13 protein-coding genes are annotated in these 21,184 nt (G+C 74.2%); 10 read left to right on the top strand and 3 right to left on the bottom strand.

What is annotated here, in order from left to right; genetic code table 11:
• Positions 1-98: 98 nt before the first annotated feature.
• The 6 genes from M1O15_RS21795 to M1O15_RS21820 are packed head-to-tail and all read left to right on the top strand — an operon-like array spanning position 99 to position 14,677.
• Entirely contained in the window at positions 99-7,427 is a 7,329-nt protein-coding gene (locus tag M1O15_RS21795) for a beta-ketoacyl synthase N-terminal-like domain-containing protein (RefSeq protein ID WP_248635795.1), read from the top strand.
• Positions 7,428-7,459: 32 nt separating this feature from the next.
• A complete protein-coding gene (locus M1O15_RS21800; protein WP_248635796.1) occupies positions 7,460-9,103 on the top strand; it encodes a PfaD family polyunsaturated fatty acid/polyketide biosynthesis protein in 1,644 nt (547 codons plus the stop codon).
• On the top strand, positions 9,100-10,812 hold the full coding sequence (locus M1O15_RS21805; RefSeq protein ID WP_248635797.1) for an acyl-CoA dehydrogenase family protein: 1,713 nt from the start codon (positions 9,100-9,102) through the stop codon (positions 10,810-10,812). The genes M1O15_RS21800 and M1O15_RS21805 overlap by 4 nt, the downstream gene beginning before the upstream one ends.
• On the top strand, positions 10,812-12,605 hold the full coding sequence (locus M1O15_RS21810) for an acyl-CoA dehydrogenase family protein (protein ID WP_248635798.1): 1,794 nt from the start codon (positions 10,812-10,814) through the stop codon (positions 12,603-12,605). The genes M1O15_RS21805 and M1O15_RS21810 overlap by 1 nt, the downstream gene beginning before the upstream one ends.
• Before the next feature lie 21 nt (positions 12,606-12,626).
• Positions 12,627-13,358 carry a 4'-phosphopantetheinyl transferase family protein gene (locus tag M1O15_RS21815; protein ID WP_248635799.1) on the top strand — a complete coding sequence of 244 codons (732 nt, stop codon included), beginning with the start codon at positions 12,627-12,629 and terminating at the stop codon, positions 13,356-13,358.
• A 29-nt stretch (positions 13,359-13,387) separates the two neighbouring features.
• Positions 13,388-14,677, top strand: coding sequence for an NAD(P)/FAD-dependent oxidoreductase (locus M1O15_RS21820; RefSeq protein ID WP_248635800.1), 1,290 nt, complete (start codon positions 13,388-13,390; stop codon positions 14,675-14,677).
• Between the two features lie 59 nt (positions 14,678-14,736).
• Here M1O15_RS21820 and M1O15_RS21825 read toward each other — a convergent pair whose 3' ends face one another.
• Together M1O15_RS21825 and M1O15_RS21830 are read right to left on the bottom strand one after the other, a co-directional pair.
• On the bottom strand, positions 14,737-15,693 hold the full coding sequence (locus M1O15_RS21825) for an AfsR/SARP family transcriptional regulator (RefSeq protein ID WP_248635801.1): 957 nt from the start codon (positions 15,691-15,693) through the stop codon (positions 14,737-14,739).
• A 219-nt stretch (positions 15,694-15,912) separates the two neighbouring features.
• Complete coding sequence (locus M1O15_RS21830) at positions 15,913-16,539, bottom strand: MerR family transcriptional regulator (protein ID WP_248635802.1); 627 nt, start codon at positions 16,537-16,539, stop codon at positions 15,913-15,915.
• An 85-nt stretch (positions 16,540-16,624) separates the two neighbouring features.
• On the opposite strand from M1O15_RS21830, the gene M1O15_RS21835 reads away from it, so the two are divergent.
• A complete protein-coding gene (locus M1O15_RS21835) occupies positions 16,625-17,047 on the top strand; it encodes a DUF3291 domain-containing protein (RefSeq protein WP_248635803.1) in 423 nt (140 codons plus the stop codon).
• A 112-nt stretch (positions 17,048-17,159) separates the two neighbouring features.
• Here the strand turns inward: M1O15_RS21835 and M1O15_RS21840 are convergent, their stop codons facing one another.
• Positions 17,160-18,083, bottom strand: coding sequence for an NADP-dependent oxidoreductase (locus M1O15_RS21840; protein WP_248635804.1), 924 nt, complete (start codon positions 18,081-18,083; stop codon positions 17,160-17,162).
• 344 nt (positions 18,084-18,427) lie between these two features.
• Here M1O15_RS21840 and M1O15_RS21845 point away from each other — a divergent pair, with 344 nt between their 5' ends.
• Genes M1O15_RS21845 through M1O15_RS21855 form a run of 3 tightly spaced genes read left to right on the top strand, consistent with a single transcriptional unit; the run spans position 18,428 to position 21,032 of the window.
• Positions 18,428-19,477: a hypothetical protein gene (locus tag M1O15_RS21845; RefSeq protein WP_248635805.1), complete on the top strand. Its 1,050-nt coding sequence runs from the start codon at positions 18,428-18,430 to the stop codon at positions 19,475-19,477.
• A gap of 28 nt (positions 19,478-19,505) precedes the next feature.
• Positions 19,506-20,204 (top strand): hypothetical protein, encoded by a 699-nt coding sequence (locus M1O15_RS21850; protein ID WP_248635806.1) that lies wholly within the window; start codon positions 19,506-19,508, stop codon positions 20,202-20,204.
• 27 nt (positions 20,205-20,231) lie between these two features.
• Positions 20,232-21,032 (top strand): hypothetical protein, encoded by an 801-nt coding sequence (locus M1O15_RS21855; RefSeq protein WP_248635807.1) that lies wholly within the window; start codon positions 20,232-20,234, stop codon positions 21,030-21,032.
• Positions 21,033-21,184 lie beyond the last annotated feature (152 nt).

Raw genomic sequence — 21,184 nt, forward strand, 5'->3', positions numbered from 1 at the left:
CCTTCGTACCCGACGCACGCGATCGGGTCGGCCCGGACGGCGCCTCCCCCGCGCCGCCCGGGCCGGCCCGCCCCCCAAGAAGGGACCGTAGAGCTCTCATGAGCAAGTACGCCATCGTTGGCCTCTCCTGCCTGTTCCCGGGGGCCGGCAGCCCTGCCGAGTTCTGGCGGAACCTCCGCGCCGGGACGGACAGCCGCGCGGAAGGCGGCGAGCGGGTCTTCGGGCCCGGCATCGACGCACGGGACGCCGACCCGCGGCACGCCGTCTACTGCACCCGGGGCGGCTTCGTCACCGACTTCGCCTTCGACCCGGAGGGCTTCCTGCTGGACCCCGGCCACCTCGCCGGGCTGGACCGGATCTTCCACTGGTCGCTGCATGTGGCCCGGGAGGCGCTGCGGGACAGCGGGCAGCTGGAGCGCCCCGGGGTCCTGGAGCGCACCGGGCTGATCCTGGGCAACTACTCCTTCCCCACCCCGGCCTCCGCCGGGGTCAGCGTCCCCCTGGTGCGGGAGGCGGTCCTGGAGGGACTGCGCCGGGCCGGGCACCCGGCGCTCGGCGCGCTGGCCGACGGGAGCCGGCGGATCGACCCGTCCCGGCTGCGCCCCGAGGACCTGCGGGTGAGCGGTTCGCCCGCCTCCCTCGCCGCCGGCGCCCTGGGTCTGGGCGGCCCCCGCTACGCCCTGGACGCCGCCTGCTCCTCGGCGCTGTACGCGCTGAAGCTGGCCTGCGACCACCTCGCCGCCGGCCAGGCGGACCTGGTGCTGGCGGGCGGGGTCTGCGCACCCGACCCCACCCTGATCCACCTCTCCTTCTCCGACCTCCAGGCCTATCCCCGGGACGGCTTCAGCCAGCCCTTCGACAGCCGCTCCGGGGGCATCCTCACCGGTCAGGGCGCGGGCATGGTCGCGGTGAAGCGGCTGGCCGCCGCGGTACGGGACGGCGACCGGGTGTACGCGGTGGTGGACGGGATCGGGCTGACCAACGACGGCAGCGGGCGCCATCTGCTGGTGCCGCGCGGCGGCGGCCAGCTCCAGTCGTACGAGCAGGCCTACGCCGACGCCGGGGTGGACCCGGCCACCGTGGACTACCTGGAGTGCCACGCCACCGGCACCCCGATCGGGGACGCCACCGAGGCGGACTCGGTCGCCGAGTTCTTCGGCGGTGCGGGCCGGGTGCCCCTGGTCGGCTCCGTGAAGGGCAACATCGGCCATCTGCTCACCGTGGCGGGCCTGAGCAGCCTGCTGAAGGTCATCCTGGCCATGGGCCACGGCCACATCCCGCCGACCACCGGCGTCGAGCAGCCGGTGGCCTCCAAGGACGGACGGGTCGGCGAAGGCTCGCTGGTGCGCACCGGACGCCCCTGGCCCGAGGGCGAGGGGCCCCGCCGGGCCGCGGTCTCCGCGTTCGGCTTCGGCGGCACCAACGCCCATGTGGTGCTCTCCGAGGCGGCCACCGCGGCGGACGGCGCCACCGGGGACGCCGAGCCCACCCCCGTACCCGCGCTGGACATCGTCGGCCTGGGCGCCCACTTCGGCCCGCTGGACTCGCTGGACGCCTTCGAGGAGGCGGTCCACCGGGGCACCGGCTCCCTCGCCCCGCTGCCCGAGCGGCGCTGGCGCGGGCTGGACCAGACCCGCGGCGGCTCGCTGGAGGCCGCCACCGGCGTCTCGCCGGACGCCCTGCCGTACGGCGCCTTCGTGGACGGCCTGGGCATCGACCCGGTGGACCTGAAGATCCCGCCGGCCGATCTGCGGACGTACAACCTCCAGCACGCCCTGGTCACCAAGGTCGCCGACGAGGCGCTGCGCGACGCCGGTTTCAGCCGCGCCGCGGCCCCCGGCGGCGGGGCGCCCGAGCCCCGCCGGATCGCGGTGGTGGTCGGGATGGAGATCGAGCCGATGACCCATCTGCGGCTCACCCGCCGCAGCCTGGGCGCCTTCGTCCGCGAGGAGTTCGCCCGGGCCGGGGTGGCGGTGGACGAGGAGCGGTTGGCGGCGGTGAGCGCGGCGGGCCGGGACGCGGTGGTGGACCCCATCGTCGCCAACGAGGTGCTGAGCTTCATCGGCAACGTCATGGCGAGCCGTATCTCCTCGCTCTGGAACCTGACCGGCCCCTCCTTCACGGTCTCCTCCGACGGCTCCGGCACCGCCGAGGCGCTGGAGGTGGCGCGGCTGCTGCTGCTCGACCCCGGTATCGAGGCGGTGCTGGTCGGCGCGGTCGACCTGGCCGGCTCGGCCGAGAACCTGCTGCTCCGCCCGGACGTGGTCGCCGAGGCCGGACTGACCTTCGCCGAGGGCGCCCGGGGCCGGCGGATCGGCGAGGGCGCGGGGGCGCTGGTGGTCACCCGGCCCGGGGAGCGGGAGCGCCCCGCCTACGCCCGGCTGGACGCGGTCGCCATCCGGCACGCCGCCCCGGTGGACGGCGCGGTGCCGGAGGCCGACGCGGCGGTGCTGGCGGCGGCGGCCGAGGAGGCGCTGACCGCGGCGGGTGTCACCGCGGCCGACATCGGCTATCTGGAGGCCCACGCGGGCGGCACTGAGGCCCAGGACCGCGCCGAGATCGCGGCGCTGGCCCGGATCTACCCGGCCGGGAGCGGCAGTGTCGCCCTGGGCAGCGCCAAGGCCCTGGTGGGCGACGCCGGGTGCGCGGCCACCATGGCCGGGCTGATCCGCACCGTGCTCTGCCTGCACCACGGCTATCTGCCCGGCACCGGCGGCTGGACCCGCCCGGCCGAGGAGCTGGCCGGCGACTTCGGCGCCTCGGCGCTGTACGTGCCGACCGCGTCCCGGCCGTGGATGCGCCGGAGCACCGGGGGCCGCCGGTACGCCGCCGTGGACTTCGTCGGCCCCTCCGGCGCCCATGGCCACCTGGTGCTCTCCGCCGACGCCACCCGGGGCCGGGTCGCCCCGGCCGACTGGCGGCGGGCCGGCGGACCGGTGGTGCTGCCGCTGTCGGCGGACTCCTTCGACGCGCTGCTCGCCTCGGTCGAGCGGCATACGGAGCTGGTGGCCGACGGCGACCCGTACGCCCTGGCCCGCCAGGCCGCCCGCGAACTCACCGGCAGCGGGCCCCGGGTGGTGCTGGTCGGCCAGGACCGGGACGAGCTGCTGGCCCAACTGCGGCTGGCGGCCCGGGATCTGCCCGGGGTGCACGCCAGGGGCGGCGAGTGGGCCACCCCGGCGGGCAGCTACTCCACCGCGCGGCCGATCGGCCCGGACGGAAAGGTCGCCCTGGTCTACCCGGGCGCCTTCAACTCGTACCCCGGTCTCGGCCAGGACTTCTTCCGCGCCTTCCCGGGGCTGCTGGACCGGTTCGAGGAGGACGCCACCGAGCCGGAGCGCCAGCTGCGCGCCGCCTCGCTCTACCCGCGCGCCCAGAGCGCCCTGGGGCGGCGGGAGTTGATGGAGCTGGAGGCGGGGCTGGGCGAGGACGTTCCGTTCATGCTGGCCACCGGCACCAACTTCGCGCTGCTCTACACCGATCTGGTGCGCGAGGTGCTGGGCGTGAGGCCGCATGGCGCGTTCGGCTACAGCCTCGGCGAGTCCAGCATGCTGTTCGCCACCGGCGGCTGGCGGCGCGCCGGCCGCCGCGACGACCTGATCAGCGACACCCCGGTCTTCAAGGACCGGCTGTGCGGGCCCCGGCGCACCGTGCGCGAGCTGTGGCAGCTGCCGGACTCCGCCCCGGACGCCTCGCTCTGGGCCAGCCATGTGCTGCTCACCGACGCGGACACGGTACGCGCGGCCCTGCCCCGCTACGACCGGGTCCACCTCACCCATGTGAACACCCCGGCCGAGCTGGTGATCGCGGGCGACCCGGAGCAGTGCAAGGCCCTGGTGAAGGAGATCGGCTGCCCGGCGGCCCGCTCGCCCGTCAACGTGGTCATGCACTGCCCGGCCGTGGACGCCGAACTGGACGGCCTGGCCGCGCTGAACGACTACCCCACCGGCTCGTCCGGCGACCTGGAGCTGTTCAGCGCCTACGACTACCAGGCCCTCCCGGCCCTGGAGCGGGGCGAGATCGCCCGCCGGATCGCCTGGACCCTGCGCTCCACCATCGACTTCGCCCGGCTGGTGCGGGACGCCCACGACCGGGGGTACCGCTACTTCGTCGAGGTCGGCCCCGGGGCGACCTGCTCCCGCTGGATCCAGGACACCCTGAAGGACGCCCCGCATGTCGCGGTCCCGGTGGACCGGCGCGGGGTGCCGGCGGCCCGGTCGGTCGCCCGGCTGGTGGCCCGGCTGGTCGGCAACGGCCTGGAGCTGGACCTCTCCGCGCTGCTGGAGTCCCCGCCGACCAGTGTGCACACCGCCCCCGTCCACCGCTTCCATGTGGGTGGCGGTGACCCGCTCCCGGCCCGCCTGGCCCGGGACATCGCCACCGCGACGGCGTCCGCGGGTGCGGCCGCGGACGCCGTCCCCGCCGTGCTCGCCACCTCGGGCGCACCCACCGCCCACGCCACCGCCACCCGACCTGGCCCGGTCGCCACCGGTGCCGCCCCGGTGCCGGGCGGCGAGAGGGCCACCGCCCGACCGGCCGCCGCGGGCCCGGGTGCCCCCCGCCCCGCCGTACCGTCCGCGCCCGTCCTGCCCGTACCGCCCGTACCGCCGGAGGACCCCGCCATGCCTGCCGATCCGACTCTCGCCGACGCGGAGGCCATGGCCTTCGACGGCGACCCGGTCTCCTTCCTGCCGTGGGTGCCCGCACCGCACGGGGAGGACACCGCACCACCGCCCGCGCCCACCCCGGCGGCCCCCTCGACCACCGCCGACTCGACCACCGCCGACTCACCCACCCCTGCCGCCGACCTGGTGCGGGACATCCGGCAGCAGATGGTCGCCACCCACTCGGTGGTGATGGAGACCCAGCGCATCCTGCAGGGCGCCACCCTCTCCCGGATCGAGGCCCTGCTCGACGGCGGCACCCCCGCCGCCACCGCTCCGCCCGCGCCCCTTCCCGTAGCGCCCCTGGCGGCCCCGGCCGCCCCCGCCCTGCCCCCGGCCGCTCCCGCCCCGGCGCCGGAGCGCACGGTCAAGGAGGGGGTCATCTGGGACGAGGCCGATCTGCTGGAGTTCGCGGTCGGCTCGGTCGCCAAGGTCTTCGGGCCGGAGTTCGGCGTGGTCGACGGCTACGCCAAGCGGGTCCGGCTGCCCGCGCCGCCGTACCACTTCGTCTCCCGGGTCACCGCCCTGGAGGGCACCACCGGCGAGCTGAAGCCCGCCACCATCACCACCGAGTACGACGTGCCCGAGGACGCCTGGTACGCGGTGGACGGCGGTGTACCGCCGGCCGTCACCGTGGAGGCGGGCCAGTGCGATCTGCTGCTCGTCAGCTATCTGGGCATCGACTTCCGCAACAAGGGCGAGCGCGTCTACCGGCTGCTGGACAGCACCCTGATCTTCCGCGGCGACCTGCCCCGGACCGGCCAGACCCTCCGCTACGACATCTCCATCGACCGCTTCGTCCACCAGGGCGACACCACCCTCTTCTTCTTCAGCTACAAGTGCTACGCGGACGGCGAGCTGATCCTCGAACTGCACGACGCCTGCGCCGGGTTCTTCAGCAAGGAGGAGCTGGCCACCCCGCTCGGCGTGGTGATGACCGACAAGGAGAAGGCGGAGCGCGCGGCGCTGCCGAAGGGGTACTTCAAGCCCCTGGCGTACACCGAGAAGAACCACCTCACCGCCGAGGACCTCCAGACCCTCTCCGAGGGGCGCCCCGGCGATGTCTTCGGCCCGGACCACGCCCAGGACCCGGGGGTCAATCCGGCGATCCGGCTGCCCGACGCCCGGCTGCGGATGGTGGACGAGGTGGTCATCGACCGCAAGGGCGGGCCGCGCGGTCTGGGCACGCTCAGCGCCACCAAGCGGCTGGAGCCGGACGCCTGGTACTTCACCTGCCACTTCCCGGACGACCATGTGCTCGCGGGCTCGCTGGTCGCCGAGGGCGCGGTGCAGCTGCTCCAGATCTATCTGATGCACCAGGGCATGCACCTCACCCTGCCGGACGCGCGCTTCCAGTGCGTCACCGACGTCCCGATCGAGGTCCAGGTCCGCGGCCAGATCACCCAGGAGCACCGGGAGATCCGCTACGAGGTCGAGGTGATGGAGCTGACGCTGCTGCCGCGCGCCACGGTCATCGCCGACGTACTCATCTACCTGGGCGATCTGCCGGTGATCCGGATGAAGGGGCTGGGCCTCCAGGTCCGGGAGAAGGAGGGCACGCCCTTCCGTCCCGAGCTGGGCGGTGTGCCGAAGTTCCTCGGCCGCCGCAACCGGGACGGCGAGGCCGCGATGATCAACGAGATGCATCTGGCGCACGCCGCCAAGGGACTGCTGGACGTGGCGATGGGCCCGGAGTTCGAGGTCTACCGGGACAGCCGGGCCCCCTACATCCCCAACGGCGACTTCCAGTTCGTGGACCGGGTGATGTCCCTCAAGGGCACCCGCGGCGATCTGCGCAGCCCCGGCTCGGAGATGGTCACCGAGTACGACTCACCGGCCGACGCCTGGTACTACCGGCAGAACTCCCACCCCCACATGCCGAACGCGGTCTACATGGAGACCTCCCTCCAGGCCGCGATCTTCCTCGGCTACTACCTCGGCGCCACCCTGGAGGCGCCCCAGGAGCAGTACGCGATCCGCAACCTGGACGGCCGGGCCACCCTGGTCAAGGACGTGGACCTGCGCGGCAAGACCATCCGGCACCATTCCCGGCTGCTGATGACGAGCGCGGTATCCGGCGCGGTGCTCCAGAACTTCAGCTACGAACTCTCCGCCGACGGCGAGGTGTTCTACACCGGTGAGTCGCTGTTCGGGTACTTCAGCGACGCGGCCCTGGCCAACCAGGTGGGTCTGGACGGCGGTACGTACGTGGCCCCCTGGATCGAGCGGGAGCAGCCGGCGGCCGACCGGGTCCGCCGGATCGAGCTCGGCCCGGACGCCCCCGCCTACCGCGACCCGGCCGGCGGCCATCTGAAGCTGCCCGGCGGGCAGTTCGCCCTGGTCGACCACGTCGACCTGGTCACCGACGGCGGCCGGCACGGCCAGGGGTATCTGCACGGGTACCGCGCCATCCGGCCGGACGAGTGGTACTTCGACTGCCACTTCCACCGCGACCCGGTGATGCCCGGCTCGCTCGGTGTGGAGGCGATCCTCCAGGCGATGCGGCTGTTCGTGCTGGAGCAGGACCTCGCCGCCGGCTTCGAGCGGCCCCGGTTCGCGATGGCCACCGGGGTGGAGACGGCCTGGAAGTACCGCGGCCAGATCCTGCGCCACGATCGCGAGCTCCGCTTCGACGTGCACATCAAGGAGGTCCGCCGCGAGGAGGGCCGGCTGCTCGTGATCGCCGACGCGGACCTGTCCAAGCCGGGTCTGCGCATCTACGAACTCACCGACGTGGCCATCGAGGTCCGCCCCGGGGCCTGACGGCCCGCCCAGCCCTAGGAGCTTCGTTCCCCATGTCTCCCACGCATCACCTTCACGACACGCCTCTGCGATGGCGCGGAGAGCGGTACCCCGGCACGGACGCGGCGGGGATCTACGGCGCCCTCGCCGACCTCGACCAGCCCTGTTTCATCGTCGTCACCCCCGAGGGGATCGGCGCCGTCTCCGGCGGCGGAGTGGTCTCCGGCACCGACACCACCGGCTGGCCGCTGCTCGCCGCCGCCCAGCCGCTGCCGCCGCACCGGCTGGGGTCGGCCGCCTTCCTGACCGCCCACGGGGTGCGCAGCCCGTACATGGCCGGCGCCATGGCGGGCGGCATCGCCTCGGCGGACATGGTCATCGCCCTCGCCCGGGAGGGTTTCCTCGCCTCCTTCGGGGCGGCCGGGCTGCTGCCCCGGACGATCGAGCAGGCGCTCGGCCGGTTCGCCGCCGAGATCCCGGACCTGCCGTACGCGGTCAACCTCATCCACAGCCCCAGCGAGGACCGGCTGGAGCGGGAGGCGGTGGAGTTGTTCCTGCTGCACGGGGTGCGCTGTGTGGAGGCGTCCGCCTATCTGGACCTCACCCCGCATGTGGTCCGCTACCGACTGGCCGGGCTCTACCGGGAGGCGGACGGGACGGTGGTGGCCGCCAACCGGCTGATCGCCAAGGTCTCCCGGACCGAGACCGCGGAGCGCTTCATGCGCCCGGCGCCCGCGGCCCTGGTCGGCTCGCTGCTGGAGCAGGGGCTGATCACCCAGGAGCAGGCCGCGCTGGCCCACCATGTGCCGCTGGCCGACGACATCACCGTGGAGGCCGACTCCGGCGGCCACACCGACCGCCGCCCGCTGCCCGCGCTGCTGCCGACCATCCTGCGGCTGCGTGACACCGTGCAGCGCGAGCACCGCTACCCGGTGCCGGTGCGGGTGGGCGCCGGCGGCGGTCTGGGCACCCCGGTGGCGGTCAGCGCCGCCTTCGCCATGGGGGCCGCCTATGTGGTGACCGGCTCGGTGAACCAGTCCTGTGTGGAGTCCGGCGCGTCCACCGCCGCCAAGGCGATGCTGGCGGAGGCGGGAATCGCGGACTGCGACATGGCGCCGGCGGCGGACATGTTCGAGCTGGGGGTGGAGCTCCAGGTCCTGAAGAAGGGCACCCTCTTCCCGATGCGGGCCAGGAAGCTCTACCAGCTCTACCAGGCGTACGACGGCATCGAGGCCATCCCGGCGGCCGAGCGGGCCAAGCTGGAGCAGCAGCTGTTCCGGCGTCCGCTGGAGGACGTCTGGCAGGAGTGCGTGGGCTACTTCGAGCGGCGCGACCCGGAGCAGCTGGCCCGCGCGGCGGGCAGCCCCAAGCGCCGGATGGCGCTGGTGTTCCGCTGGTATCTGGGGATGTCCTCGCGCTGGGCGGTCACCGGGGAGGGCGACCGGACGATGGACTACCAGGTCTGGTGCGGCCCGGCGATGGGCAGCTTCAACGACTGGGTGACCGGCAGCTATCTGAAGACCCCGGGCAACCGGCGGGTCGCCGACGTGGCCCACCATCTGATGCTGGGCGCGGCCTTCCACACCCGGCTGGCGCAGCTGCGCAGCGCCGGGGTGCGCATCCCGGCGGGGGTCGGCGACTACCGCCCGGTGCCGCTGGAGGCCCCGGTGGACGACACCCCGGCGGGGCTGCGATGAGCGCGGCGCTGACCCCGGAGCGGCTGGAGGAGCTGCTCGGCGACCCCGGTGACGACACCCTGCCGCACGGGTTCGCGGCGGCGGTGGCCCGGGACGAGCGGGACGAGTTCCCCACCGCCCTGTGCGAGGCGCTGGTGGGCGCCGGGTTCCATCTCAACTACCTGCCCCGCGAGTGGGGCGGCACCTTCGAGTCGTTCGACCGCAGCCTGACCCTGGTGCGGTGCGCGGCCCGGCGGGACGTCAACGTCATGCCGGGCACCATGTTCAGCATCATCGCGGCGACCTGTCTGCAACTGCACGGCTCGCCCGCGCAGCGGGAGCGGGCGGCGCGGATCCTGCGCGGCGGCGGCGCGGTGGCCTTCGCGCTCACCGAGGCGGCGCACGGCAGCGATCTGCTGTCCGGCGAGGTGCGGTTGACCGACGGGGTGCTGGACGGCGAGAAGTGGATGGTGGGCCTGGGGACGCGCTGCGAGGCGGTGTACGTGGTGGCCCGCACCGGCGGCCGGGGACCGGCGGCCTTCTCGGCGGTGCTGCTCGATGTGGCGTCGGCGGAGCCCGGCCGGCTGGAGCGCGCGCCCGCCGCGCGGACCGGCGGGATGCGCGGCATCGACCTGGCCCGGATGCGCTTCACCGGGCTGCCGGTGCCGGACGACGCGCTGGTCGGCCGGGTCGGCGAGGGGCTGGAGGCGGCGGTCAAGGCGCAGCAGGCGGTACGGCTGATGTCCATGGCCGGCAGTCTCGGCATCGCCGACAGCGCGGTCCGCCTCACCCTGGACTTCGCCTCGGCCCGCACGGTCGGGCGCACCGCGCTCACCGCATCGCCGCATGCCCGGCGGGAGTTGGCCGTGGCCTCGGCGGCGCTGCTGGCGGCGGACGCGGTGGCGCTGGGCGCGGCCCGCGGGGTGCACGTCCTGCCCGAGGCGTTCAGCGTCTGGGCCCCGGTCGCCAAGCATGTGGTGGCGGAGTCCGGCGAGGAGCTGATCCGCCGCTGCGGCACGGTGCTGGCCACCCGCTCGGTGCTACGGGAGGGGGCACCCGGCGCCGGGCTGTTCCAGAAGCTCGCGCGGGACTCGGGGGTGGTCCGGGTCATCGACTCCAGCACCCTGGCCAACCTGCGGTCCTACGCGGGCCAGTTGCCCACCCTGACCGGCTCCGGCGCCCTGGTGGACCCGGCCGCCCTGGCCACGGTGTTCGACCTGGACGCGGAGCTGCCCCCGTACCAACCGGACCGCCTCGACCTGTTCGCCCGGGGCGCCGACCCGGTCCTCGCCGGCCTGCCCGGCGCCCTGGCCGCGGCGGCCGAGGACGTACCGGAGGAGGACGGGGTGACGGCCGGGCTGCTGCGGCGGCTGGCCGAGGCCACCGGCGGGCTCGGGGAGCTGACCGGCGCCGCCCAGCGGCCCGGCGCCGACCCCAACGCCCTGGTGGACGCGGCCGAGCGGTACGCCTGGCTGCACGCCGCCGCCACCTGCGTACACCTGTGGCAGGCCAACCGGCACCGCCCGCTGTACGGCACCAAGCCCGGCTCCACCGGCTGGCTGGGCGCCGTGCTCGGCTATCTGCTCGCCCGCGCCGACGGCGTGGACCCCCGGCGCCATGGCGCCGCCCTGCTTCCCGCCCTGGACGCCGTGTCGGCGCTGCGGGAGTCCGGGCAGCTGTTCTCCGCCCTGCCCGTGGCGCTGGCGCCGACGACCCGACAGGAGTCCTGATGTCCCAGGCCGATCTCACCGCGCTCGCCGCGGAGTTGGAGCAGTACCTCGGCGATCCGCACGACGGCGGCAGCCGGATGTCCTTCCACCGGGTGCTGGACCTGGACGAGAACCAGGAGTACCCCTTCGGCCTGGTCAGCCAGTTGCGCCGCTGGGGCGCCCACGAGTACTCGCTGCCCGGGGAGCACGGCGGCCGGGCGGGCAACGTGGAGACCGGCTTCAACCTGATGCGGCTGGTCGCCCGCCGGGACGCCACCACCGCCACCGCGATGGTGATCACCAACCTCAGCTTCATGCCGCTGTGGATCGCCGGCACCGAGGAGCAGAAGAGCGCCGCGGTCGCCGCGATGAAGCGGGGCGGCGGGCTGTCCTGGGGGCTGTCCGAGCGCGAGCACGGCAGTGATCTGGTCGCCAACGAGATGACCGCCGTCAAGGTGGAGGGCGGCTGGGAGCTGACCGGTGAGAAGTGGCTGATCGGCAACGCCACCGTCGCCGACACCATGGTCGTCCACGCCCGCACCGGCAAGCGCAACGGCCCGGCCGCGTACTCCATATTCCTCGTCGACAAGTGGACCCTCGCGGCCGAGACCGTGGAGGAGCTGCCGGTCGAGAAGCTGCACGGGCTGCGGGCCCTGGATCTCAGCGGACTGCGCCTGGAGCGGGCCTTCGTCCCCGACGGCGCGCTGCTGGGGGCCGAGGGCCAGGGGCTGGAGATCGCACTGAAGGCCACCCAGGTCGCCCGCAGCGTGATCGGCAGCCTGCCGATGTCCGCGGTGGACACCGGGCTGCGGCTGACGCTGGACTTCACCGAGGGCCGGATCCTCTTCGGCACCGCGGTCAGCGACGTCCCCTACAGCCGCCGCCAGTTGACCGAGGTGTTCGCCGACCTGATGATCGCCGACGCCATGAGCCTGGGCGCGGTGCGCTGCCTCCAGGCCGCCCCGGAGCAGGTCAGCGTCTGGTCCTCGGCGGTGAAGTACCTGGTGCCGACGCTGCTGGAGCGGACCATGGCCCAGCTGAACACGGTGCTCGGCGCCCGGTTCTTCCTGCGCGACCACCCGCACTACGGCCCGTACCAGAAGATGCTGCGCGACCTGCTGGTGGCCAACATCGCCGACGGCAACACCGTGGTGAACCTGCGCAACCTGGGCCAGCAGCTGGGCGGCCTGCTGACCACCGCCCTGGACGCCTCGCCGGAGGTCCGGGCGGCCGCCGCCGAGCGAGCCGGGGTGCTGTTCTCCATGGACCGGGAGCTGCCGCGCTACGAGCCGTGGCGGCAGGAGCTGTTCAGCCGGGGCGCCGACGACGCGCTGCTCGCCGCCCCGGACGGCATCCGCCGGCTGCGGGAGCTGGCCGAGGCGGCGGACGGCACCGAACGGGAGAGGCTGGAGCGGGCCGCCGAGGTGGCCGAGGAGCTGCTGGACCGGACGGCGGCGCTGGCCGACCGGGCGGCGGCGCTCAAGGAGGAGCTGGGGCGGGCCTACGCCCAGTCGGCCGAGCTGTTCGAACTGTCCAAGGAGTACTGCCTGCTGCACGCGGTCTCCGCCTGTGTGCTCACCTTCGTCCACTCCGCCGGGGTCTCGGAGGCGCCGCTGCCCAGCGGGGCGCTGCTGCTGCTGATGCTGGAGCGGCTGCGCCGCCATATCCACCCGGTCGAGCAGATCACCGACCAGTCGGTGGTGGACGAGGTGATGGCGGTGCTGCGCCGGCTGCACCGCGAGGACCGGCTGTTCTCGCACTGGCAGTTCCCGCTCGCCAAGCGCGCCGGCGACCTCGCCGCCGCCCGCCGCTGAGCACCCGGGGGAGCCCCGCCCATGCCGCCCGCACCGAAAGCCGATGACTCCACCTCCCTGTGGCTGCTGCCGGAGTACGCGGTGGACGGCTTCGCCGCCGCCCTCGGCGGGGCCCGGCTGCTCACCGCCGCGGAACGGGCCGCCCTGGCCCGGCGCCCGGCCCCGGGGGCCCGCCGGCGCTTCCTGGGCGCCCGGCTGCTGTGCCGCCACGCGCTGAGCGCCACCGCGTCCCGTCCGCTCGCCCACTGGCGGTTCACCACCGGCCCGTACGGCCGTCCGGAGCTGGCCGGGGACGGGGACGGGCTGCGGTTCAACCTCTCGCACACCCCGGGGCTGATCGCCTGCGTGGTCACCCGGGGCCGGGGGTGCGGGGTGGACACCGGCCCCGATCCCGCGCCCGCCGGGCTGGCACCGCGACTGGCGGCCCGGCTCGCCCCCGCCGAGCGGGCCGAGCTGGCCGCCGCGGACCCCGGCGCCCGGGACGCCCTCGCCGCCGAGCTGTGGGTGCTCAAGGAGGCGTACCTCAAGGCCCTGGGCACCGGCCTGACCCGGGACCTGGGCTCGTTCGCCTTCGGCCCCCGGGGCGGCGGCCCCATCCGCGTGCACGACCCCCACCGGCCGGCCTCCCGCTGGTGGTTCGACCTGCTGCGGCCCGCCCCCGGGCACCTGGTGGCCGTCGCCGCCGAGGACGGCCGCCCGGGGGCCCTGCGCCGCACCGACCTCGCCCCGCTCCCGCACCTCTCCTCCGTCTGAGACGGCCCCACCCCAGCAAAGGACACCCCATGTCACAGCCCACCCGTCCGCGCGTGGCCATCGTCGGAGCCGGTGCCGCCGGGATCTCCGCCGCCTACCACCTGCGCGAGCGCGCCCACATCACGATCTACGAGCGGGAGGACCGCCTGGGCGGTCACGCCAACACGGTCGAGGTGGTGGAGAACGGCCGCACCCTCGGCATCGACACCGCCTTCGTCGTCTTCAACCGTCCCGCCTACACCAACCTCTGCGAGTTCTTCGAGGAGCTGGGCGTCGACACCGTCGAGCACCGCGGCGCCTTCAACTTCTTCGACCGGGACAGCGGCCTGGAGTACGGGACCAGGGAGCTGGACCTGAGCGAGGAGGAGGTGACCGCCCGCTACTCCGAGGAGTTCCTGACCATCTGGCGGGAGGCGCGGCGCTTCCACACCGAGGGGCGCAAGGACTTCGTCCGCAAGAAGGCCGACATCCCGCTCGGCGAGTACCTGGACCGGGGCGGCTACAGCCAGGCGTTCCGCCACTCGTATGTGATCCTGCTCTGCTCGGCGGTCTGGTCCATCCCGGCCGAGCTGATCTGGCAGATGCCCGCGAGCACCGCCATCGCCTTCTTCATGGGGCACGACGAGGGCGGCCTCGGCGGTCGCGGCGTGGACTGGCGCACGGTGGGCGGCGGTTCGGTCTCCTACGTGCGCAAGGCGCTGGCCGCGATCGGCCCGGAGATCCGCTCCGCCGAGCCGGTGACCGCCATCCACCAGGACGGCGAGGGGGCCACCGTGACCACCGCGCGGGGCTCCGAGCGGTACGACTACGTGGTCATCGGCGCGCACGCCGACGAGGCGCTCGCCCTGCTGGACAACCCCAGCGACCGGCAGACCGAGGTGCTCTCCAAGGTGGCCTACAACGGCTCCACGGTCATCCTGCACACCGACCCCTCCGTGGTGCCGGCCGACCGGGAGCGCTGGGAGGCGTGGAACTACGGCAAGGTCGAGGTCGACGGGCAGCCGAGGACCTATGTCGCCTACTACATGAACAAGCTGCACGGCTTCACCGCCGAGCAGGACTACTTCGTCACCCTGGACTACCCGGGCGAGGTGGACCCGGCGACCGTCATCGCCGAGTTCCCGTACACCCACCCCGTCATCGACGTCCCGGTCCGCGAGATGCAGCAGCACATCTATGACGTCAACGACGGCACCCGGGTGAAGCTGTGCGGCTCCTACTTCCACGCCAGGCGCCACGGCGTGGACCAGATCGGCTCGCACGAGGCCGCCTACTCCTCCGGCATGGACGTGGCCGCCCGGATCATCGGCGAACTCTGACCCTCCACACAGCGGCGCCCCGGGGAACCCGTTCCCCGGGGCGGTCTCATGCCGCCCCCTCACCCTCCCCCGCTGTACAGCTCCCGCCCGCTGAGGAGATCGGTCAGAAACCCCAGGACGGAGCGCTCCGCCGGCCCGGCCCCCCGCTCCCTCTCCCGGACCGCGAACCGCTCCCGCCCGGTGCGCGCGGATCCGTCCAGCGGCGGCCGGGGCGCCGGGAGTACGGGATGCTCCCCCGCGGCCTCCCCGGACAGCTCCGGGGCCCGGGTACTGATCTGCTCCAGCCGGGCGCGGAGCAGCGGGGTGTGGCCGTGGGCCTCGGTGAGCCGGCGCCGGGCCTCGGTGTAGACCCCGATCGCCTCCCCGCTCCGCCCCGAGCGGCACAGCGCCAGCATCAGCTGGTCGTGGAAGCGCTCGCACAGCGGGTGGGCGGCGATGGCCTCGCGCAGCTCCGGGACGACCTCCCGATGGCGCCCGGTGCGCAGCGCCGTGTCGAACAGCATCCCCAGCGCCCGGTGCCGCTCGTCCCGGAGCCCGTCCGCCAGCGCGGCGCAGAGGAGCCCGTGCGGTCCTCCACCGCCACCGAGCACGGCCCCGCGCCACAGCGGCAGGGCGCCGCGCAGCACGGTGTACGCGTCCTCCGGGTCGGTCCGGCGCAGCCGGGCGGCCCGGGCGACGGCGAGGCCGAAGCGCCCGCTGTCCGTCTCCGCGGCCGCGACCCGCAGCAGCAGCCCGTCCGGGCCGGCGGTCAGCCGCGCCCGCGCACCGCCCGGCCCCTCCACCGCCGCGATGGCGGAGCGCAAACCGGCGACATGGGCGCCGAGCGCGGCGCGCGCGTGCTTCGGGGTCCGGTCGCCGCCCCAGACCTCCCGGACCAGCTCCTCCCGGGGCACCGGGGCGTTCGGCCGGGCGAGCAGCGCGCCGAGCAACCGCCGCTGCTTGGGGCTGGTCAGCGGCGCCCGAAGGCGGCGCTCCTCGTCGAGCAGATCGGGCGGGCCCAGAATCCTGAACTGCATGTCCTTGCCTCCCCGCACGCGGTACGCGGGGCCTTTGCCCCGTGCCCTTCCACCCGCGAGAAGACCATCCACCCCGTCCGGCGCACCTGAGGGCCGGCCACTCACTTCCCCCCGGCCTCGGCGACCCGCCCCCCGCCGGCACCCCGGCGCGGGCCGGGGGAAGGTGAGTACCCACCACTCACGCACCCCCGCCCGCCCCCGTGTTGTCATCGGGGCGGGTCAACCGCGGTGGCGGACCGTGGACTCGGCCTCCTGGGCGAGCCGGCGCAGGGCCAGCAGCGCGGGCTCCAGCAGGATGGTCAGCAGCACGGCCCGCTCCGCCTTCTCCAACGGGTCGTCAGGCCCTTCGAGTTGGTCCAGGTCGAGGGTGGCCGTCTGCTCGGCCAGCGCGGCATAGGGCAGCAGTTCGCGCCAGCCGTATTCCACACCGAGGGAGTTGAGCGTGTGCAGGGTCCGGGTGATGACCTCGCGGGCGGGATTGTGCTCGGAGACGGTCCACCCCATCTCGGCGAGGAGGTGGTCCACCCCCAGCCCGTCCCCCTCCTCCTCCGTACCCTTGCCGCCCCCGTCGCCGGACGGCCAGATGCCGAAGACCAGGCCCAGCAGCTCATGGGTGTCGGACTTGCCCTCGGAGATCACGTCCAGGACGTCCTTGGCGGCGCCCACGCTCAGCCCCCGCACCCCGATCAGGGCCCGGATCAGCCGGAGGCGGCGCACATGGGCCTCGCCGTACTCCGCCTGGGTGGCGGCGGTCGCGCGCCCGGGCGGCAGCAGCCCCTCCCGCAGGTAGTACTTGATCGTCGCGGTGGCCACTCCACTGCGACGGCTCAGTTCGGAAATCCTCACCCGGATTCAGCTCCCCACTGGCAACTAGGCAGTAGCACTGTCTAATATAGATACCGCCACTCACCAACTGTGATGCGAGGATACCGTGCCGACTCTTCCGTGGACCACGCCCAACCCGGCCCGGCCCGACACCACCGCCTTCGTCATGGCGTCGCGCCTGGACGTGCGGTCCGGCAAGGACACCCCCCGGTTCTTCCTGAAGTCGCTCTCCGCCTGGGGCCAGGTGCGCAAGGCCCCGGGCGCACTCGGCGCCTCCCTGGAGGCCCAGCTGCTGAAGGGCGTCTTCTACACGCTCTCCGCCTGGGAGGACCGGGACGCGCTGTACGCCTACGCCAAGGCCGAGCCCCACAAGACGATCATGACCGGGCTGCGCTCCGTGATGCGCGAGTCGACGTTCACCTTCTGGGAGGTGCCGGTGGCGGAGCTGCCGATCACCTGGGAGGACGCCAAGCGCCGCATCGAGGAGCAGGCCCGCAAGGACGCGGCGCAGGGCGACCGAAGCCGCTGACCCACGACCTCCGGCCCAGGGCCACCCCCGCCCCTGGGCCGGAGTCCCGACCACGTCGCCCCGCCGAGCACCGGCCCGGCGGGGCGGGCGGTGTCAGACGGCCGGGCGCTTCTCAGGCCACCTCGATGACCACCTTGCCCGGGGCGTGGCCGGTCTCGACGGTGGCGAGGGCGGCCGGGGCGTCGGAGAGCGGATGGACCGCGGTGACGACCGGTGCGAGGACTCCGTCGAGGGCCAGCCGGGCCGACCGCTCCAGGTTCTCGCGGTCGATGCGGCGCTCCACGAGGCGGCCACCGAGATCCGGCACCGTCACGTCGCCCACGGCGATGACCTCGCGGGGATGCCGGGCCAGCGGAGCGACCGTCCGCAGCGAGGTGCCTCCGACCAGGTCGACGATCCCGTCGAAGCCGCCCGGAACCAGCTCGCGTGCCGCGGCGGCGACGTCCTCGGCGGTGTAGTCGATGAACCGCACCCCGATGGCCTCGGCGTACTCGCGTTTGGCGGTACTCCCGGTGCCGACCACCCGCAGCTCGCGCCCGATGGCCAGCCGGGCGACGGCGAGGCCGACCCCGCCCCCGACCCCGTTGACCAGCACCGTGGCACCGGCCGGGAGGCCGAGCTGGTCCAGCGCGTCCACCGCGGTGGTCCCGGCCACCGGCAGCGTCGCCGCCACGGTCGGGGACAGGCCCTCCGGGATGCGCGCGGTGTTGGGTGCGGACAGCACCGTCGTCTCGGCGTAGGTGCCGCCACCGGTCAGCGCGAAGCCGAAGACCGCGTCACCCACCTCCAGCCCGCTGACGTCCTCGCCCCGGGCGAGAACGGTTCCGGCCGCCTCCATGCCCAGCACACGGGGGAACGGACGTCCGCCGTCGAGCCCGTCGACCAGACCCGAGCGCAGAAGGTGGTCGAGGGGGTTCACCCCGGCCGCGGCGACCCGGATCAGCACCTCGCCGCGACCCGGGGCGGGATCGGGACGATCGAAGAACTCCTGCACCTCGGGCCCGCCATACCTGCCGAAACCCCACGCCTGGCCCATCTTCCGCCGCCTCTCGTCCGACCGGCCCGGTGACTCCGGGCGTCGCCGCCATCCTCACCTCTGACATTGACGTCAGGGGCAACCGGCTGAGACGCGGATCACAGCATCGGGCCGACCGTGCCGCTCCCTCGGGGGCCATGGACGGCTCCGCCCGGTGCCGGCCGCCGGCCCCGGTCACCATGTCGGCCGAAGGATCGTTTACTCACCGGTTGGCCTCTGGCGTTTGCCTGGTTTGATCCGCGCACGGGTCCGGACCGCTCCGGACCGGGGGACGGACTGCCTACTGGAAGGTGCGCAAGCCGCCCGGGCGCACCGCCCGGGCCCACCGAAGGGAAGTGGTCCCCATGCGCAACCCCCACCTCGCCGTCAACCCGCCGGCCGGACGGTTCCGGGACGCCGAGGGCACCCCGTACATGATCAACGTGGCCATGTCGCCGGAGACCGTGCAGCAGCTCGCCCAGGGCAACTACAAGCTGTTCATGTTCAAGGCGGTGCAGAGTGCCGTGGGCGGCGGCGCGCCGACGGTGTGGGCCGCCACCACCCAGTACTCGACCTCCACGTCGGTGGCGTGGACCGAGGACTACTACGCCTACGCCTCCATGGAGGAGATCCAGAACGGCGTCGACTTCAGCAGCAGCGACACCGAGGCGATCGACCTGGGCCAGATCCTCCAGGTCTCCGGCCAGGCGGTCGGCTCGGTGGTGGACGGCGGCACCCCCGGGGCGGTCACCGTGCAGAACACCGTCACCACCCCGTTCACCTGCGGGCTGGCCCAGCCCAACCCGACCGGCGGCGGACTGCCCACGCCGATCTGCGCCTTCCCGCTGTACGGGCTGAACCTCGACCTCATCGTGCCGCTGGAGAAGGTGGCACTGGTCTTCGCAGCCGCGCCCTACCAGGAGGGCATGGTCATCGAGAGCTCGATCGGCCCCGCCGTGCTGGCCGACCTCACCCTCAGCAACAACATCAGCCTCGGCTACGACATCAACAACGGCTGGTCCTGGACCGGCAACCAGGCTTCGGACATCCCGTCCGACCAGTTCATCGAGACCCTGATCGTGCCCTCCGGCCTCGGTCAGTCCGTCGGCCTCCCGAACCTCCTCGGGGACGCCGTCACCTCGGTGTCCATCTGGACGCCGATGAGCACCAAGCCCTTCCAGCCCAACAACATCATCGCCCGGGCCTCCTCCGGCTCCGTCGACCAGAACTCGCTGGCCGCCGTGCTGACCCCGCAGGCCGGGGCCGCGGTGATCCGCAAGGACCAGGTCTACATCGCGGAGTTCTTCGTCCGGCCCACCGTGATGGAGACCTGGCAGGTGCAGTGCACCTATGTGCCGGAGGCCCCGGGCAACCCGTACGACTTCAAGAAGCTGCGGGAGATCCCCAACCCCTGACCGGCGGACCGGGAGAGGGGGCGACGGCATGACGCGCATCGGCACCGGTGTCCATGAGACCGACGGGGCCCGGCGGCTGATCGTCCTGACCATGCCGGAGCCCACCGTGCGGGCCCTCCGCGAGGGCGGCTACGCGCTCTCCCTCTGCCACGCGGTCGGCTGCGACCAGCGGGACGGCGTCCCGCTGGTCTGGGCCGTCCTCCGGGACCTCGCCCCCACCACCACCCTGGCGTGGACGGCGGAGACCTACGCCTACGCCGCCGCCCCGCCCACCCCGCCCCGGCTCTGCCCTGTCGGCGCCGGAGAGGTGGTGGCGGTCGGCGCGGACGCGGCCACCGCCCCGTACGACCGCCCCGGCGGCGACCCGGGCGCGGTCACCGTGCTCAACACCACCCGGACCCCGTACACCTGCGGGCTCGCCCAGACCCCGCCGATCGGCGGCGACGGGCTGCCCGCACCGTACTGCGCCGTCCCGCTCCACGGCGGGCACCTGGTCTTCCTGACCCCGCTGCCCCGGATCACCCTGGCGTTCGGCACCCGCCCGCTGCGACCCGGGTCCCCGGCCGGGGACATCGTGGGGCCCACCGTCCTGCTCGACCTGACCCGCCCCGGTCCGGCCCACCTCGGCTTCGACCTGCACCGGGGCTGGTCCTCCCGGGACGCCCGGACGACCCCCGTCGGCCTGGGCGGCGCCCTGGCCGCGGCCCTGATCGAACGGTCGGCCTGACCCACGCACATGGAAAGGAGCGGGCTCATGCAGCCGCCACAGTGTCAGGACCCCCGACCGAACACCGCCCCGGCAGCCGACCCCTTCCGCAGATCCTGGGTGGACACCGAGCTGCGGGCCCTCGCCGAGGAGGCACGCGCCCGGGGCGAGGGGGCGCGGCGGGAGCTCACCGACCGGCTGCTGGAAGCCCTCTGGCCCTGGGCGCTGCGCACCGCCCAGGCGCAGGCGGCGCGGGTGCCGGCCGGCGCCGACCGGGAGGCGGTCCGCGGCGAGGTGCTGTGGGAGGTGTTCCAGGCGGTCCGCCGGATCGACTGGCAGCGGTACGAGGTGTGGCCGGCGCTGCTGAAGGCCCGGCTGCGCAACGCCTGGACCGGCGCGGCGCGGGCGGAGGACCCGCTCACCCGGGGCGAACGCCGGGCCAGGACCGCCTACTTGCGGTACGCGGAGGCCGAGACCCAGCGGCTGCGGCGTACCCTCACCGCCACCGAGCGCGCCGAGATCGTGCGCCGCTTCCTGCCGCGCGGCGGGACCTCCCCGGTGCTGCTGGGCCGCGGCCTGCTGGCGGCCGGCCCGGCCCCCGACACCCGGGCGGTACGGGAGGCCGACCAGGACCCGGCGGTGCTGCTCCAGCGCCGCTGGCTGGGCCAGGCGGTACGCGACTGGGTCGCCCACGACCTGCCGCCGGGACTGGCCCGCGAGGTGGCCGCGCTGCTGGACCGCGACGAGGGCGACCGGCTGACCCGCTCCCTGCTGCACCGGATACGCCCCTACGCGGCGGCGCTGCACTCCCGCCTCGACTCGCAGCACGACAACGGAGCGGTACGGTGATCAGCCCGACCCCCATGACCGCTTTTGAGTGCAATGCCCGCCGCCCGGGGTTGGAACGCCCCGCCCGGACGCACCAGCAGTCCATGACCCCGCGACACCACACCGCACCCTTTCCCCCCTCCCCCTCCCCCTCCCGCCAGCGGTGACCCGCC

Origin of the sequence: Streptomyces lichenis, assembly GCF_023218175.1 — a bacterium.
Classification (GTDB): Bacteria; Actinomycetota; Actinomycetes; order Streptomycetales; family Streptomycetaceae; genus Streptomyces; species Streptomyces lichenis.